A 15,030-nucleotide genomic window follows, 5' to 3' on the forward strand; every position below is an offset into this window, starting at 1 on the left:
AATGCTTACTTATTCTCATCAAAACATCGATCAAAGCGATATAGATGCGCTTACAAAAGCTTTAAAAGATGAAATTTTAACAGGGGGTAAAAAGGTAAATGAATTTGAAGAAGCCCTTTGTGAATATATGGGCGTAAAACACGCTTGTGTATTAAACTCAGCCACTTCAGCCCTTCATCTTGCCTACACAGCACTAGGTGTCCAAGAAAAAATCGTTTTAACTACCCCTTTAACCTTTGCCGCTACAGCTAATGCGGCCTTAATGGCTGGAGCTAAGGTAGAGTTTATCGACATTAAAAACGATGGCAATATTGATGAAAAAAAACTAGAAGCAAGACTTTTAAAAGAGAGTGAAAATATAGGAGCTATTAGCGTGGTAGATTTTGCGGGCAATAGCGTTGAAATGGATGAAATTTCAAACCTTACTAAAAAATACAATATCCCTTTAATCGATGATGCAAGCCATGCTTTAGGTGCTTTGTATAAAAGTGAAAAAGTAGGAAAAAAAGCCGATCTTTCTATATTTTCTTTTCACCCTGTTAAGCCTATCACTACTTTTGAAGGTGGGGCTGTGGTGAGTGATAATGAAGAGCTTATCGATAAAATCAAGCTTTTAAGAAGCCATGGTATTGTTAAAAAAAGGCTTTGGGATAGCGATATGGTAGAACTTGGCTATAATTACCGCTTAAGTGATGTTGCTTGTGCTTTAGGGATAAACCAGCTTAAAAAACTCGATCACAATCTTGAAAAACGCGAAGAAATCGCAAATTTTTACGATAAAGAATTTGAAAAAAATCCTTATTTTTCCACGATAAAAATCAAAGACTATAAAAAAAGTTCAAGACATTTATATCCTATTTTGCTTTTTCCTGAATTTTATTGTCAAAAAGAAGAACTTTTTGAAAGCTTACTTCATGCAGGAATTGGCGTACAGGTACATTATAAACCAACTTATGAGTTTAGTTTTTATAAAAAACTCTTGGGGGAAATCAAACTCCAAAATGCAGATAATTTTTACAAAGCTGAACTTAGTATACCTTGTCATCAAGAAATGAATCTAAAAGATGCAAAATTTGTCAAAGATACTTTATTTAGCATTCTTGAAAAAGTTAAAAAGGGATATTGTGGATAAGCTAGACTTTAGAAGCCAAGATTTTAGCCAAACTGGAAAGGCTATGTATGAACTAGCTTGTGAACTTTTTCCTATCCCTAGGAGTATCACAGGGCAAGGTTTTAGAGATAGCTTAGAAATTTTAAATAAAACTCTGGGGGGGGGTATACTCAAATTTCACTCTATAAAAAGTGGCACAAAGGTTTTTGACTGGATAGTCCCTGATGAATGGAATGTTAAAGAAGCCTATATCATCACTCCAAAAGGAGAAAAAATTTGTGATTTTAAAAAGCATAACTTGCACCTTCTAAACTATAGCGAAGCCATCGATCAAGAAATCGAACTAGAAGAACTTCAAGATCATCTTTACTCCATAGAAGAAATGCCCGATGCTATTCCTTATGTAACGAGTTATTATAAAAGGCGTTGGGGATTTTGTCTCACGCACAACGAAAGAAAAAAACTCAAAAAAGGCAAATACAAAGTCTATATCGATGCAAAACACGATGAAAATGGAGTTTTAGATTATGCTGATTTTATCCTACCTAGTACGCAAAACTCAAAAGATGAAATTTTAATTTCAACCTATCTTTGCCACCCTTCCATGGCAAATAATGAGCTTAGTGGCCCTGTAGTGAGTATTTTCTTAGCAAAATGGCTTTTGGGTTTAAAAGAAAGAAGATATAATTACCGCTTTGTCATCATCCCTGAAACCATAGGCTCTATAGTCTATCTTAGCAAACATTTAGAGTGTTTAAAAAAACATGTTAAAGCAGGCTTTGTGCTTTCTTGCTTAGGCGATGATCATACTTACTCACTCATACACACAGTTAAAGAGAACACTCTAAGCGATAAAGTCGCCCTGCATACGCTCAAAAATAAAGAAAATTTCAAAGCTTTTAGTTTTTTAGATCGTGGAAGTGATGAAAGACAATACAATGCCCCACTTGTAAATCTTGGCATAGTAGGGGTATGTCGCACAAGGTATGGTGACTATGATGGATATCATAACTCAAAAGATGATCTCAATTTTATCTCTGAAAAAGGTTTAATGGGTGGACTTCAAAGCATGCAAGAAATGATTTTAAATCTAGAAATCAACGCCGTATATGAAAACACCATAGTATGCGAACCCAATCTTGGCAAAAGAGGATTATATCACACCCTTAGCACTACCAATGACATTCCTTTGGCTTGTAATTTTTTGGCTTATTGCGATGGAGAGAATGATATCATCGATATAGCCAATATCTTAAATATGCAAGCTTATGAATTTAAAGAACTTTTGGAAAAAATAAAATTTTATGGACTGGTAAAATGAAATATTTTTTAGAACACAATGGCAAAAAATACTCCGATAAGGATTTAATAGATGCTTTTTATCAACTAGGTATAAAAAGGGGTGATATTTTATGCGTACATACAGAACTTATGAAATTTGGCAAAGCTTTGCTTACTAAAAATGATTTTTTAAAAACCTTACTTGAATGCTTTTTTAAAGTACTAGGCAAGGAAGGCACTCTTCTAATGCCAACCTTTACTTATAGTTTTTGCAAAAATGAAGTTTATGATAAAGTGCATTCTAAAGGCAAAGTGGGAGTGCTGAATGAATTTTTTAGAACTAGCGGGGGGGGGTTAGGCGAACTAGCGACCCTATTTTTTCCTTTGCTGTGAAGGGTGCTAAAGCGGATATTTTTTTAAAAGAAAACTCAAGCTGTTTTGGAAAGGATAGTGTATATGAAATTTTAACTAGGGAAGGTGGGAAATTTATGCTTTTAGGCTTGAATTATGGACACGCCCTAACGCATTATGCTGAAGAGAGAAATACCAGCTTTTGCAGGTATTTTAAGGAATTTAAGGGCTTTGTGATTGACGAGCTAGGACAAAAAAGAGAAAAAAGGATAAATTATTATGTAAGAGACTTGGAAAAAGCCTATGTATGCAGCCTTGATAAGATAAATGAAATCGTGCGGCAAACAAGGTATTACAAAAGCATAAAATTTGCAGGAGATTTTCTAGAAAGCTATGATGCTAAAGAATATGTCAAAGCCATAGGCAACGCCCTTAAGCAGGATAAATTTGCCATATATGAAAAGCTTCTTTTATGAAAAACATTTAAAGGTAGTTTATGAAATATTTACTTGAATTTGAAAATAAAAAATACTCCACTTACGACTTCATAGAAACTTTTTACAAACTAGGACTACAAAAAGGCGATACCTTGTGTGTGCATACTGAACTTTTTAATTTCGGTTTTCCCTTGCTTTCTAGAAATGAATTTTTACAGACTATATTAGATTGTTTTTTTGAAGTTATAGGCAAAGAAGGCACTTTGATCATGCCAACCTTTACTTATAGTTTTTGCAAAAATGAAGTTTATGACAAAATAAATTCCAAAACAAAAATGGGAGCATTAAATGAATATTTTCGCAAACAAACAGGAGTAAAACGCACAAACGATCCTATATTTTCTTTTGCTATAAAAGGAGCAAAAGAAGAATTATTTTTAAAAGATACAACAAGTTGTTTTGGGGAAAATTGTGTTTATGAGGTTTTAACCAAAGAGAATGGAAAATATATGACATTTGGAGGCCAAGGACACACACTAACACATTATGCAGAAGAACAATTTAATGTATTTTACAGATATCATAAAATTTTCTCTGGAATTTTAATTGATGAAAACAATATATCATACAATAAAACCATTAGTTATTATGTTAGAAAACTTGACATATCTTCTGAGCCCAATTTAATTAACATTATCAATATTGTTAATAATACTAAAAATTTTAAAAAAAACAATTTTGCAGGAGATCATATAAATATTTACAACGCTAAAGAATATATAGAAATTTTATGGAAAAAATTAGATATAAACCAAACAATTCTAATAGAAAATTATGATACAATATATTAATTTTCAACATTCTCAAGAAAGTGGTATACAATGGAAAAACAATTTTATGAAATTTTAGAAAATATACTTGAAACCAAAGTAGATGAAAATACAAATTTAAGCATGGAAAACTGCAAGAACTGGACTTCTTTAGCTCATATTGATATCATCATGAGTTTAGAAGAAGAATTTGAAATCAAATTTAACAAAGAAGATTTAAGTCTCTTAAAATCTCAAAGCACTTTACTAGAAAAAATTCAAACCCTAAAGGCAGAAAAATGAAAGAAAATATTGAAAAATTATTTCAAGCCATCGCTCAAAAAAATCCTATCCATTCTAAATATCTTAAAAAAATTGAATTTCCACAAGAAGACGAAGAAGAATTTGATAAATTAATTTCTTATTATATTCAAGATGGTATCAGTATAAAAGAACAATGCGATTGTTATTTATTGATCCTTAACGATACTTTAGAAGAAACAAAATTTTTCATAGAAAATGGGGCTTATCGTTATTCTAGCTTTGATGAAGTTAAGGATAAAGTTTATTTTAATGAAAGTTATATGAAACAATACATGATAGGCCTAGCTCTTTCTTCTTTTGTTTGGATAGCTCATATTAAAGTGAGAAAGTATTTTTCGCAATATTTAAAAAATTTTACTCCAAAAACAACTTATTTTGAAATAGGCCCTGGCCATGGAGAATATTTTGCAAGAGCAGTTAAAAGTGGTAAATTTTCCGCCTTTTATGGACTTGATATCTCTCCAACAAGTTGCGAACTTACTCAAAAAATGGTAAAACAACAAGTAGGGGGATTGATTACAAAATGTGATTTTTTATGTCAAGATTTTTTTATTTATGATTTTGATAAAAAAGCTGATTTGATAGTGATTGGAGAAGTGCTAGAACACGTAGAAAAACCTCTTGAATTCCTTAAAAGATCTAAAGAGCTTCTTAGCGATGGAGGGGAAATTTTTGCAACTATCCCTATCAATGCTCCTGCTATTGATCATATTTATTTATTTTCCCATCCTGATGAAGTTAAAGATTTGATAGAAAAATCAGGCTTAAAATTTAAAGCTTATGAATGTTTTATGGCAAATGATTATAGTTTGGAAAAAGCATTGAAATTTAAAAATGCTATCACTATGGCAGTAGTTTTAAATGCTTAATACAACACTCAATTTACCCCTTCATCATATAGGCGTGGCTTGTAAAAATTTAGAAAAAGAAAGGGAATGTTTTTTTAAACTAGGTTTTTATAAAGAATCAGAATTTATAGATGAAAAACAAGGGGTAAGAGGCGAATTTATCATTCCTTGTAATGAAGCATTTCCACAGTATAGATTTGAACTTTTGCAAAATTTAAACGATAAAGGACCACTAGATAGCTATTTGAAAAATAATACCAAAATGTATCATTTAGCCTATGAAAGTAAAAATATCGCCCAAGATTTAATTCTTTTGGAACAACAAGGAGGCATTTGTATTGTTCCTATTATGCAAGCAAGCTATTTTGCTAAACTTTGTTTTATCATGATGCCAAATAGGCTTTTAATCGAACTTGTGGAGCTAAAATGAATCTTTTTTCACCCCATTTAAAACGCAATGAGCTTATAAAATTCGCCAAAGAATTAGACTTTAGTAAAAGTCAAGATCTTCTTATTAATGTCCATAGAAATCATGCTTTTGAAGGAGTGCAAAGTATCATTGCTCCTTTTTTACATTTTGCTAATTTAAGAGCTGAGTTTAATTTCAGCTCTTATGATGATAGCTTGAGTTTTGATAACTTTAAAGAAGCTAGTTTAGAACTTTTATGGCTAGATTTAACCCGCTATAAAAATAATGTGCAAAATTTTATAGAAGAAAGACTTTTAGAACTAAGAAAAATTTCACAAAACCCTATTTTAGTTCTTAGTTTAGGAGAATTTAAAACAGATAAAAAAATTTTAAATTGTGAAATTTTTAACATAGAAAAACTCATAAAAGAGTATTTTGATGAAGAAGATATTTTAGACTTAGCTAAAGAAGAACTTACAGGCTCTAAGCTTAATAATAAAGCCTTGATTTTTTTAGCACAAATTTTAGGACTTAGTCTCATCCCTGCACTTGTAAAACCCGCTCTTAAAGCTCTTGTACTTGATCTTGATAATACCTTGTATCAAGGAATTTTAGGTGAAGAGGGTATAGATAATCTTAATTTAAGTCCTTTGCACAAAACCTTACAAGAAAAAATTAAAACTTTTAAAAAACAAGGGTTTTTACTTGCCCTAGCTTCAAAAAATGAAGAAAAAGACGCAAAAAAACTTTTTGAAATAAGGAAAGATTTCATCTTACAATGGGATGATTTTGATGCTAGAATGATCAATTGGGAGCCAAAAGGTGAAAATATCTTAAAAATTGCTAAAAAATTTAATATAAATACTAACGCTATGCTTTTTATAGATGATAATATCGCCGAGCTTGAAAATACCAAAATTACAGGCGTTAAAACACTTTTATGCGATGAAAATATACTTTATAAAATCAAACTTTTTCCTAATCTTTTAAAACTTTCAAATACCAAAGAAGATCAAATTCGTGCCAAAGATATAGCAGCCAATGCTTTAAGAGAAGAGCTTAAAAGCTTAAGCGATGAAGAATATTTTCAAAATCTTGAAATCAGCTTAAATTTTAGCAAAAATGATCTGCAAAATATCCCTCGCATTAGCGAACTTTTAGGCAAAACCAATCAATTTATCGCTAATTACACACGCTTAAATCAAGAAAAAGTCGCACAACACATGCAAAAAGAACTCATTGTAAGTGTGAGTATGAGTGATAAATTAAGCGATAGTGGGATTATCGCTATTTTTGTTTTTTCTTGTAAAGAAGGAAATTTATTTATCGATGATCTTTGCATTTCTTGTAGGGCTTTAGGTAGAAAACTTGAAACTAGAATGTTTTTTAAAGCCTTTGAACTAGCTTTACATTTCTTTGATCTTAAAAACAATAATGCAAGGCTTTATTATCAAAAAGGCGAAAGAAATATGCCATTTTTGAGCTTTTTAGAACAAATTTCCAAAGAATTTGAAAAAAACTCAGCCCTTATTCCATTTCAAAATTTAAACTTCAAAGGACTTATAATCCATGAAAACTAGATTTGATAAAGCTAAAATTTCAGGCATTTGCGTAAGCGTACCTGAACATAAAATTTGCATTGATGATGAGTTAGAAAGCGTTTTTTCAAACGATATCAAAACCCTTAAAAGAATGAAAAAAGTCATAGGTTTAAACACGCGTTATATTTGCGATGAAAACACTTGCGTAAGCGATCTTGGAAAACACGCAGCCAATACACTTTTACAAGGTTTAAATATAGATAAAAATAGCCTTGATGCACTCATCGTAGTAACTCAAAGTCCTGATTTTTTCATGCCTTCTACGGCTTGTTATTTACACCAACTTTTAAATTTAAGCTCCAAAACTGTAGCTTTTGATTTAGGGCAAGCTTGTGCAGGGTATTTATACGGCTTATTTGTCGCTCATTCTTTAATACAAAGTGGCTTAGGTAAAATTTTACTCATTTGTGGAGATACTTTAAGCAAATTCATCCACCCTAAAAATATGAATTTAGCTCCTATTTTTGGTGATGGAGTAAGTGCAACTTTAATTGAAAAAACGGATTTTAACGAAGCTTTTTTTGAGCTTGGAAGCGATGGAAAATATTTTGATAAACTCATCATTCCAAAAGGTGCGATGAGAATACCTAAAGCAGATATTTTTAACGATGATTCGCTCATGCAAACTGAGGAGTTTAGACAATTAGAAAACCTTTACATGGACGGAGCAAATATTTTCAATATGGCTTTGGAATGCGAACCTAAAAGCTTTAAAGAAATTTTAGAATTTTCTAAAGTAGATGAAAAAGACATTGCTTTTCATCTTTTTCATCAATCCAATGCGTATTTGGTTGATTGCATCAAAGAAGAATTAAAACTTAATGATGATAAAGTTCCTAATTTTATCATGGAAAAATACGCTAATTTAAGCGCTTGTTCACTACCTACCCTACTTTGCGAACTAGATACTCCAAAAGAATTTAAAGCGAGTTTAAGTGCTTTTGGTGCAGGGCTTAGCTGGGGAAGTGCGGTGTTGAATTTCAAAGATTTATACACAAAAAATATTTTAATTTACACAAAGGAGAAATAATGACAAAAACTGAATTTTTAGAAGAGCTTAAAGAAGCTATGCATAGAGATGAAGACTTAAATGAAGATATGCTACTTGATGATATAGATGAGTGGGATAGTTTGGCTTTTGTATCTGTGATGGTGCTTTATAAAAATCTTTTTACTTTAAAAATCACAGCCGAAGACTTGAAAAATTGTCAAAAAGTAAGTGATTTAATCAATTTAGCAAAGCTTGATTAAAACCTTTAAGGTTTTAATCTTTTATCACTAATTCAAATTTGTCACCCACATCTTTAAATATAAACACTTTATTTCCACAAGGATAAGAGATGGAATTTTCTTGCATAAAAGATTTTCTTTTTTGCAATTTTTCAAGCATTAAAGGAAGTTCTTTTCTAAATAAGGCTTTATCAGGTATACCACAACCATGATCTAAATTTTTAATAAATTTTCCATCAATTTTATTTTCATCTATCAAATTTAAGCTTACATCATATCCTAAAATTTTTAATATTTGCATGGTTTGTTGTTTAAAATTGGCAGGCGTTAGAGGATCTTTATCGCTATGATAACTCACATAAATAATATTTTTATTTTTTTGACTTTGCAAAATCAAATGATCCTTATTTAACAATGTTCTAATAAAATAATTTTCATTATTAAAAAAATAAGGTGAATTTTCTTTACGAGTCCAGTGGGTTTTTAGAAAAAAAATAATCCTATTATGTGGAAAATCTTCATAATAATCACCGTAACTATGTTCCATTTCTCTTCCTAAAATATAATTTAAAGGTGGCAAAGCCGAACCCGAATTATCAATCACACCATCCACATACCAAGGAGCTATCTTTGCTATGAGTAAAGATAGGTATCCTCCATAAGACCCCCCCCCATAAATTTTTGGTAAATCTGCAAATTTTGGAAAGCGTTTAACTAGATCTTTTAAAGCATTGATATGATCAATAGCTGCCATAATGCCATAGTTTTGATAATCTCCATTAGGTGGGATAAAAGTTGAAGTAAAATTTAGTTTAAAGTTATGATCGAGTTTATTTTGCATTTTTAAATTTTCTACATGTTTCACTAAAGAATTCGCTAAAAAAAGCGCATTATCATTATTTATTTCACCATAAGAAAAATGAAACTGATTTAATAAATTTTTAATATTTTCAATATCTTCCTCTTGAAAATATTTGTATGCACTATATTTCTCAACATCTGAACGCCTTTGACAAAAACAATGATAAAAAACATGCACTGCTACAACATCAAAATTTTTAGCAATATAATTTCTATAAGAGTCTAAAAAATATATATTTGCATTAGCTCCATAACCTCCTATTATAAAAACTATAGCTTTAATCTCTTTTTCATCATCATAACTTATACGGTATTCAAGTTTGCTAGTTCTTTTTATATTTAATTCTACATCATCACAAGAATCAATTTCAAAGGTTTGGTTTATGAGCATATATTTTCCTTTTTAATTAATGATCAATTTTAACTGATTTTCTACATCTTTAAAAGTAAACACTTTATTTCCACAAGGATAAGAGATGGAATTTTCTTGCATGAAAGATTTTCTTCCTTGTAGTTTTTCAAGCATTAAAGGAAGTTCTTTTCTAAATAAGGCTTTATCAGGTATACCACAACCATGATCTAAATTTTTAATAAATTTTCCATCAATTTTATTTTCATCTATCAAATTTAAGCTTACATCGTAACCTAAAATTTTTAATATTTGCATGGTTAGTTCTTTAAAATTTGCTGGAGTTAAAGGATCTTCTTTACTATGATAACTCACATAAATAATATTTTTATTTTTTTGACTTTGCAAAATCAAATGATCCTTATTTAACAATGTTCTAATAAAATAATTTTCATTATTAAAAAAATAAGGTGAATTTTCTTTACGAGTCCAGTGGGTTTTTAGAAAACAACTCACAAAAAAATGATCGCCCTGCATATACATATCCCCATTAGTATCTTTGCTTTTAAATTCCAACTCTCTACCAATAATATAATTAAGCGGTGGAACAGCCGAACCCGAATTATCAATCACGCCATCCACATACCAAGGAGCTATTTTTGCTATGAGCAAGGCTAAGTATCCTCCATAAGACCCCCCCCCATAAATTTTTGGTAAATCTGCAAGTTTTGGAAAGCGTTTAACTAGATCTTTTAAAGCATTGATATGATCAATAGCTGCCATAATGCCAAAATTTTGATATTCTCCACGCGAAGGAATAAAAGTTGCACTTAGTCTTTCTTCAAAATCATAAGGCAATCGATTTAACATTTTTAATTCTGTCATAATCTCGCTCAAATATTCACAATGACTAACTACAGTATTATTGGCTAATTGATCACATGGAATATTGTATTTACGAAGCACTTTTTCTATTAATTTTAAATCATCTTTTGTAAAATCTGCTAATGTTGAATACTTTTCAACATCCGAACGCCTTTGACAAAAACAATGATAAAAAACATGCACTGCTACAACATCAAAATTTTTAGCAATATAATTTCTATAAGAGTCTAAAAAATATATATTTGCATTGGCTCCATAACCTCCTATTATAAAAACTATAGCTTTAATCTCTTTTTCATCATCATAACTTATACGGTATTCAAGTTTGCTAGTTCTTTTTATATTTAATTCTACATCATCACAAGAATCGATTTCAAAGCTTTGGTTTATGAGCATATAAAGGCCTTTTTTATTAATTTATCGATATTATATTACAAAAAATTAAAAAGGTAAATCATGACAACTCATATCTATGATTTTTTAGAAAAAAGTTTAATCAAATTTAGCGAAAAAACTGCTTTTGTAGAACCCTTTGTCAAAGAAAGAAAGGAAATCACTTACAAAGACTTTGATCTCTTTTCTAAAAAACTAGCCAGTGAAATTTTAAAAACTTTAGGAAATGATAATCCTACTCAAGCTCCTGTTTTAATCATCTTGCCTAAAGGGATTGATTGTTTGATTTCATTTTTTGGAGTGGCACTCAGTGGAAATTTTTATACACTTTTAGATGAAAAAAGTCCTAAAGAAAGAGTAGAAAAAGTCATAGAAGTTTTAAAGCCTAAACTTTTTATCACTTCAAAGGACTTAAATTTTAACTTAGATTTACCTACGCTTTATACACAAGACTTTGAAAGTTTTAATATAGATGAGAGTTTAATAAAGCATGCCAAAGAAAAACATATAGATACTAATTTACTCTATGTTTTCTTTACAAGTGGGAGCACAGGCATTCCTAAAGGAGTAAGCATAGCTCATAAGAGTGTGATTGATTATACTTTTTGGGTGTGTGAGACTTTTAAATTTGATGAGAATGAAATTTTAGCCAATCAAGCGCCATTTTATTTTGACAATAGCATTTTAGATATTTTTTCAAGTGTAAAATCAGGAGCGACTTTACACCTTTTACCTAATCATCTTTTTGCCTTTCCAAATAAAATTTTAGAATGCCTTGAAAAAGAAAAAGTAAGCACTATATTTTGGGTACCTTCGGTGCTGATTTATTTTGCAAATACTGAAGCTTTGAATAATTTTAGTTTAAACGCCTTAAAAAAGATGCTTTTTTGTGGTGAAATCATGCCCAATAAACAGCTCAATATTTGGCGTAAACACTTACCCAATGCCTTATTTGCCAACCTTTATGGCCCAACAGAAATCACTGATGTATGTTCTTTTTATATCATCAATCGCACTTTTAAAGATGAAGAACTTTTACCGATAGGAAAAGCGTGCAAAAACACAGAACTTTTAGTTTTTGATGAAAATATGAATTTCATAAGTCCTAAACAAATAGGTGTTAAAGGGGAGCTTTTCGTGCGTGGAACTTCTTTGTCTTTAGGGTATTATAATGACAAAGAAAAAACCAAACAAGCTTTTATTCAAAATCCTTTACATGATAATTATTTAGATTTACTCTATAAAACAGGAGATATCGTTTCTTATAATGAATTTGGAGAGCTTTTATGCTACGGAAGAGCAGATAATCAGATAAAATATATGGGACATAGAATAGAACTTGGAGAAATAGAAAGCGTGATAAATTCTCATGTGAATATTAAAAACAGTGCTTGTATTTTTAAAGAAGATATTATTTGTTTTTATGAAAGTGAAGAAGAAATTAATTTTAAAGATTTTTTGAAAGATAAATTACCTTCTTATATGATCCCAAAAAATTTTATTAAACTCGACAAATTTAAGCTTAATCAAAATGGTAAAATTGATAGAAAGGTTTTAAAAGAACTTGTTTAAATAAATATTTTATAATTTCAAAAAACTAAAGGAGAAAAAATGCAAGAAATCAAACAATTTTTTATCAATATAGAAAGAACAGATATCAATGAGAGTATGGAAAATCTAGTAAGTGAAGATTTTATCGATAGTATCGATATCATGGCTTTGGTTGCCGAAATAGAAAAATTTTATAAAAAACCCTTAAAAGCAGAATTTATCACACCTGAAAATTTTGAAAGCTTTGAAAATATCAAAAAAATGCTTGAAACTGCAATGAAAGACTAATCTTTCCTTGCAAGTTCAAGCTGTTCTTTTAAAGAACTGATGATTTCATTTTTAGAAACAATAATTTGTGCTATAAAATCCGCCACATCATCCCAATCTTTACTTAGCATATGGGTTAAAGTATAATTTTGTTCATATTCTTCCCAATTCACAGGAGTAAAAAGAGAATTTTTATGCGGGAAATATTTGTTTTTTACCCATTCAAGTGAAGAAGCAAAATAATCCACATAAGCTTTAGCAATATCTTTTTGCACTGCAAATTTTAATCTTTTTTCTTTGCTGCCTTCAAATTTTCTTCTTGCCATAAAAAGCAAAGAATTAAGATTATCCTGCTTTAAATCTTTTTGATTTAATCTTGACATAAGCTCCATTCCTAAAAGATTAAAACTTTCATTTTTGGTTTGTTTTAAAACAAAACTCTCATCCCATTCAAGTCCTAAATGATAAACAAAATCCTTAAGTAAAGTCCCTCCTACATAATCCTCCCTTAGAAGTCTTACTATCAAATTTTCTTCTCCAAATACCTCAGCATGAGTTTTGCAAATCCATTCATAGTCAAAAATATATTTTCTAGGATGATCTTGCGGAGCAAAATCAGCAGAATAATACCCCATATTGTTTTTATGGTCTTGAGAACAATGTGAGTTTAAATAACCCAAAGTATCTCTAAAATACACAATAATATAAATTTGAGTAAAACCTAACTCTCTCATAATCTTTTCTAAAATTTCTACATGTTTTTTGGTAGAAAAATCCCAAACTATACCCTCAGCTGAAAAAATAAATTTTTTATCTTTATGTAAAGCACTTTCACTTTTAAAATTTTCTATAGCTCTAAGAAGTCTTTCATTTGTGATATGACTTAAAACACTCTCTTTTTTTAAAATATCTTCTTTTTGAACCAATTCTAAAACCATATCCACCAAAGCCCAATGCCTATTTGCCACTCTAAGACTTTTTGGGTAAATATAAGCTTTTTGCAAAAGCTTTTCTTCGTTTTGCATCAAGAAGCCTTGTTTTTCTTGATTTCCTGTATTAGTAGTTCCTATATGTAAATATGCTGTCATTTTATATCCTTTATCTTTATTTTAATTTATCATCTCTAACTCAAATTTATCTTCTAAATCCTTAAACACAAATACTTTATTCCCACAAGGATAAGAGATAGAATTTTCTTGCATAAAAGATTTTCTTCCTTGTAGTTTTTCAAGCATTAAAGGAAGTTCTTTTCTAAATAAAGCCCTATCAGTCATTCTAAGTCCATGCTCTAAACTTTTTACAAATCTACCATCTATATCATTTTCATCCTTTATTAAATGTAAAGTTGCATCATATCCTAATTCCTGATAACACTTATAAAGTTCTATTTTATTTTGCACTGGCGCACCCATATCTTGTATACTATGATAGCTTACAAAAATGGTATTTTTATTTAAATTTGATTGAATTTGAAGATGGTTTGAATTTAAAACTGCTCTGATTAAATAATTTTCATCACCAAAATAATAAGAAGAATTCATATTTCTATTCCAGTATTTATATACAAAACAATAAAGTCTATAACCACTTCCTTCGAAATAAAATTCCCCTTGATTCATTTCTCTTCCTAAAATGCACGCCAAAAATGGCAAGCAAACACCTGAATTATCAATCACACCATCCACATACCAAGGAGCTATCTTTGCTATGAGTAAAGATAGGTATCCTCCATAAGACCCCCCCCATAAATTTTTGGTAAATCTGCAAATTTTGGAAAGCGTTTAACTAAATCTTTTAAAGCATTGATATGATCAATAGCTGCCATAATGCCATAGTTTTGATAATCTCCATTGGGTGGGATAAAATCACAAGAAAGTTCTATTTTTTGGCTTTCATCAACCAAACCTGCTTGTTTCATTTTATTAACTTTTTGCTCTATAAGAGGAATAATTTGTTCAAAATTATCTTTATTAACCGATAAATGTCCTAAATTAATATTTTTTAAAATGCCATTTACACGCTCTAAATCATCTTGATTGGGAATAAGCTTTGGATTATACTTTTGATCAATACTTTGTCTTGCACAAAAACAATGATAAAAAACATGTACCACTACAACATCAAAATTTTTAGCAATATATTCCCTATCAAAATCTAAAAAAGAAATATTTGCATTAGCTCCAAAACCACCCACTATAAAAACTATGGCTTTGATATCTTTTTCATCATCATAACTTATGCGATATTCAAGCTTACTGGTTCTTTTAATACCTAGTTCTACATCATCACAAGAATCAATTTCAAAGGTTTGGTTTATGAGCAT

At 30.0% G+C, this 15,030-nt stretch carries 14 protein-coding genes and 2 pseudogenes; 12 read left to right on the forward strand and 4 right to left on the reverse strand.

The window, feature by feature from the left end; translation table 11 throughout:
- Position 1: 1 nt before the first annotated feature.
- The 10 genes and pseudogenes from pseC to FBF20_RS06660 all read left to right on the forward strand — a co-directional run bounded on the left by pseC (position 2) and on the right by FBF20_RS06660 (position 8,422).
- Complete coding sequence (gene pseC, locus FBF20_RS06615) at positions 2-1,132, forward strand: UDP-4-amino-4,6-dideoxy-N-acetyl-beta-L-altrosamine transaminase (RefSeq protein WP_002889769.1); 1,131 nt, start codon at positions 2-4, stop codon at positions 1,130-1,132.
- On the forward strand, positions 1,125-2,432 hold the full coding sequence (locus tag FBF20_RS06620) for a DUF4910 domain-containing protein (RefSeq protein WP_002878575.1): 1,308 nt from the start codon (positions 1,125-1,127) through the stop codon (positions 2,430-2,432). The genes pseC and FBF20_RS06620 overlap by 8 nt, the downstream gene beginning before the upstream one ends.
- A pseudogene (locus tag FBF20_RS06625) lies at positions 2,429-3,219 on the forward strand (AAC(3) family N-acetyltransferase). Before FBF20_RS06620 ends, FBF20_RS06625 begins: the two are co-directional and overlap by 4 nt.
- Before the next feature lie 20 nt (positions 3,220-3,239).
- The gene (gene legH, locus FBF20_RS06630) at positions 3,240-4,031 is read left to right on the forward strand and encodes an N-acetyltransferase LegH (RefSeq protein ID WP_002856586.1); all 792 of its coding nucleotides are present in this window, start codon (positions 3,240-3,242) and stop codon (positions 4,029-4,031) included.
- Between the two features lie 30 nt (positions 4,032-4,061).
- A complete protein-coding gene (locus tag FBF20_RS06635) occupies positions 4,062-4,292 on the forward strand; it encodes an acyl carrier protein (protein WP_002803470.1) in 231 nt (76 codons plus the stop codon).
- On the forward strand, positions 4,289-5,182 hold the full coding sequence (locus FBF20_RS06640) for a class I SAM-dependent methyltransferase (protein ID WP_002803469.1): 894 nt from the start codon (positions 4,289-4,291) through the stop codon (positions 5,180-5,182). Before FBF20_RS06635 ends, FBF20_RS06640 begins: the two co-directional genes overlap by 4 nt.
- The gene (locus FBF20_RS06645; protein ID WP_002791673.1) at positions 5,175-5,591 is read left to right on the forward strand and encodes a VOC family protein; all 417 of its coding nucleotides are present in this window, start codon (positions 5,175-5,177) and stop codon (positions 5,589-5,591) included. Before FBF20_RS06640 ends, FBF20_RS06645 begins: the two co-directional genes overlap by 8 nt.
- Positions 5,588-7,150 (forward strand): HAD family hydrolase, encoded by a 1,563-nt coding sequence (locus FBF20_RS06650; protein ID WP_002786080.1) that lies wholly within the window; start codon positions 5,588-5,590, stop codon positions 7,148-7,150. The genes FBF20_RS06645 and FBF20_RS06650 overlap by 4 nt, the downstream gene beginning before the upstream one ends.
- Positions 7,140-8,201 carry a beta-ketoacyl-ACP synthase III gene (locus FBF20_RS06655; RefSeq protein WP_002789842.1) on the forward strand — a complete coding sequence of 354 codons (1,062 nt, stop codon included), beginning with the start codon at positions 7,140-7,142 and terminating at the stop codon, positions 8,199-8,201. Before FBF20_RS06650 ends, FBF20_RS06655 begins: the two co-directional genes overlap by 11 nt.
- Positions 8,201-8,422, forward strand: a complete 222-nt coding sequence (locus FBF20_RS06660; protein WP_002789840.1) for an acyl carrier protein — start codon at positions 8,201-8,203, stop codon at positions 8,420-8,422. Before FBF20_RS06655 ends, FBF20_RS06660 begins: the two co-directional genes overlap by 1 nt.
- 13 nt (positions 8,423-8,435) lie before the next feature.
- Here FBF20_RS06660 and FBF20_RS06665 read toward each other — a convergent pair whose 3' ends face one another.
- Together FBF20_RS06665 and FBF20_RS06670 are read right to left on the reverse strand one after the other, a co-directional pair.
- On the reverse strand, positions 8,436-9,653 hold the full coding sequence (locus FBF20_RS06665; RefSeq protein ID WP_010891921.1) for a DUF2920 family protein: 1,218 nt from the start codon (positions 9,651-9,653) through the stop codon (positions 8,436-8,438).
- Positions 9,654-9,665: 12 nt separating this feature from the next.
- Complete coding sequence (locus FBF20_RS06670) at positions 9,666-10,892, reverse strand: DUF2920 family protein (RefSeq protein WP_002858432.1); 1,227 nt, start codon at positions 10,890-10,892, stop codon at positions 9,666-9,668.
- Between the two features lie 60 nt (positions 10,893-10,952).
- Here FBF20_RS06670 and FBF20_RS06675 point away from each other — a divergent pair, with 60 nt between their 5' ends.
- Together FBF20_RS06675 and FBF20_RS06680 are read left to right on the forward strand one after the other, a co-directional pair.
- Complete coding sequence (locus tag FBF20_RS06675; RefSeq protein WP_002858032.1) at positions 10,953-12,461, forward strand: AMP-binding protein; 1,509 nt, start codon at positions 10,953-10,955, stop codon at positions 12,459-12,461.
- A gap of 39 nt (positions 12,462-12,500) precedes the next feature.
- Positions 12,501-12,728 carry an acyl carrier protein gene (locus FBF20_RS06680; RefSeq protein ID WP_002777686.1) on the forward strand — a complete coding sequence of 76 codons (228 nt, stop codon included), beginning with the start codon at positions 12,501-12,503 and terminating at the stop codon, positions 12,726-12,728.
- On the opposite strand, the gene FBF20_RS06685 is transcribed toward FBF20_RS06680, so the two are convergent.
- Entirely contained in the window at positions 12,725-13,795 is a 1,071-nt protein-coding gene (locus FBF20_RS06685; RefSeq protein WP_002856137.1) for a hypothetical protein, read from the reverse strand. The genes FBF20_RS06680 and FBF20_RS06685 overlap by 4 nt on opposite strands.
- Before the next feature lie 21 nt (positions 13,796-13,816).
- Positions 13,817-15,030 (reverse strand): annotated as a pseudogene (locus FBF20_RS08990) (DUF2920 family protein).

Origin of the sequence: Campylobacter sp. CFSAN093259, from assembly GCF_012889985.1 — a bacterium.
Taxonomy (GTDB): domain Bacteria; phylum Campylobacterota; class Campylobacteria; order Campylobacterales; family Campylobacteraceae; genus Campylobacter_D; species Campylobacter_D jejuni.

Coding starts and splice junctions, on each gene's coding strand:
- pseC (WP_002889769.1), top strand. CDS start 2: ATGCTTACTTATTCTCATCAAAACATCGATCAAAGCGATATAGATGCG.
- legH (WP_002856586.1), top strand. CDS start 3,240: ATGAAATATTTACTTGAATTTGAAAATAAAAAATACTCCACTTACGAC.
- FBF20_RS06635 (WP_002803470.1), top strand. CDS start 4,062: ATGGAAAAACAATTTTATGAAATTTTAGAAAATATACTTGAAACCAAA.
- FBF20_RS06640 (WP_002803469.1), top strand. CDS start 4,289: ATGAAAGAAAATATTGAAAAATTATTTCAAGCCATCGCTCAAAAAAAT.
- FBF20_RS06645 (WP_002791673.1), top strand. CDS start 5,175: ATGCTTAATACAACACTCAATTTACCCCTTCATCATATAGGCGTGGCT.
- FBF20_RS06650 (WP_002786080.1), top strand. CDS start 5,588: ATGAATCTTTTTTCACCCCATTTAAAACGCAATGAGCTTATAAAATTC.
- FBF20_RS06655 (WP_002789842.1), top strand. CDS start 7,140: ATGAAAACTAGATTTGATAAAGCTAAAATTTCAGGCATTTGCGTAAGC.
- FBF20_RS06660 (WP_002789840.1), top strand. CDS start 8,201: ATGACAAAAACTGAATTTTTAGAAGAGCTTAAAGAAGCTATGCATAGA.
- FBF20_RS06665 (WP_010891921.1), bottom strand. CDS start 9,653: ATGCTCATAAACCAAACCTTTGAAATTGATTCTTGTGATGATGTAGAA.
- FBF20_RS06670 (WP_002858432.1), bottom strand. CDS start 10,892: ATGCTCATAAACCAAAGCTTTGAAATCGATTCTTGTGATGATGTAGAA.
- FBF20_RS06675 (WP_002858032.1), top strand. CDS start 10,953: ATGACAACTCATATCTATGATTTTTTAGAAAAAAGTTTAATCAAATTT.
- FBF20_RS06680 (WP_002777686.1), top strand. CDS start 12,501: ATGCAAGAAATCAAACAATTTTTTATCAATATAGAAAGAACAGATATC.
- FBF20_RS06685 (WP_002856137.1), bottom strand. CDS start 13,795: ATGACAGCATATTTACATATAGGAACTACTAATACAGGAAATCAAGAA.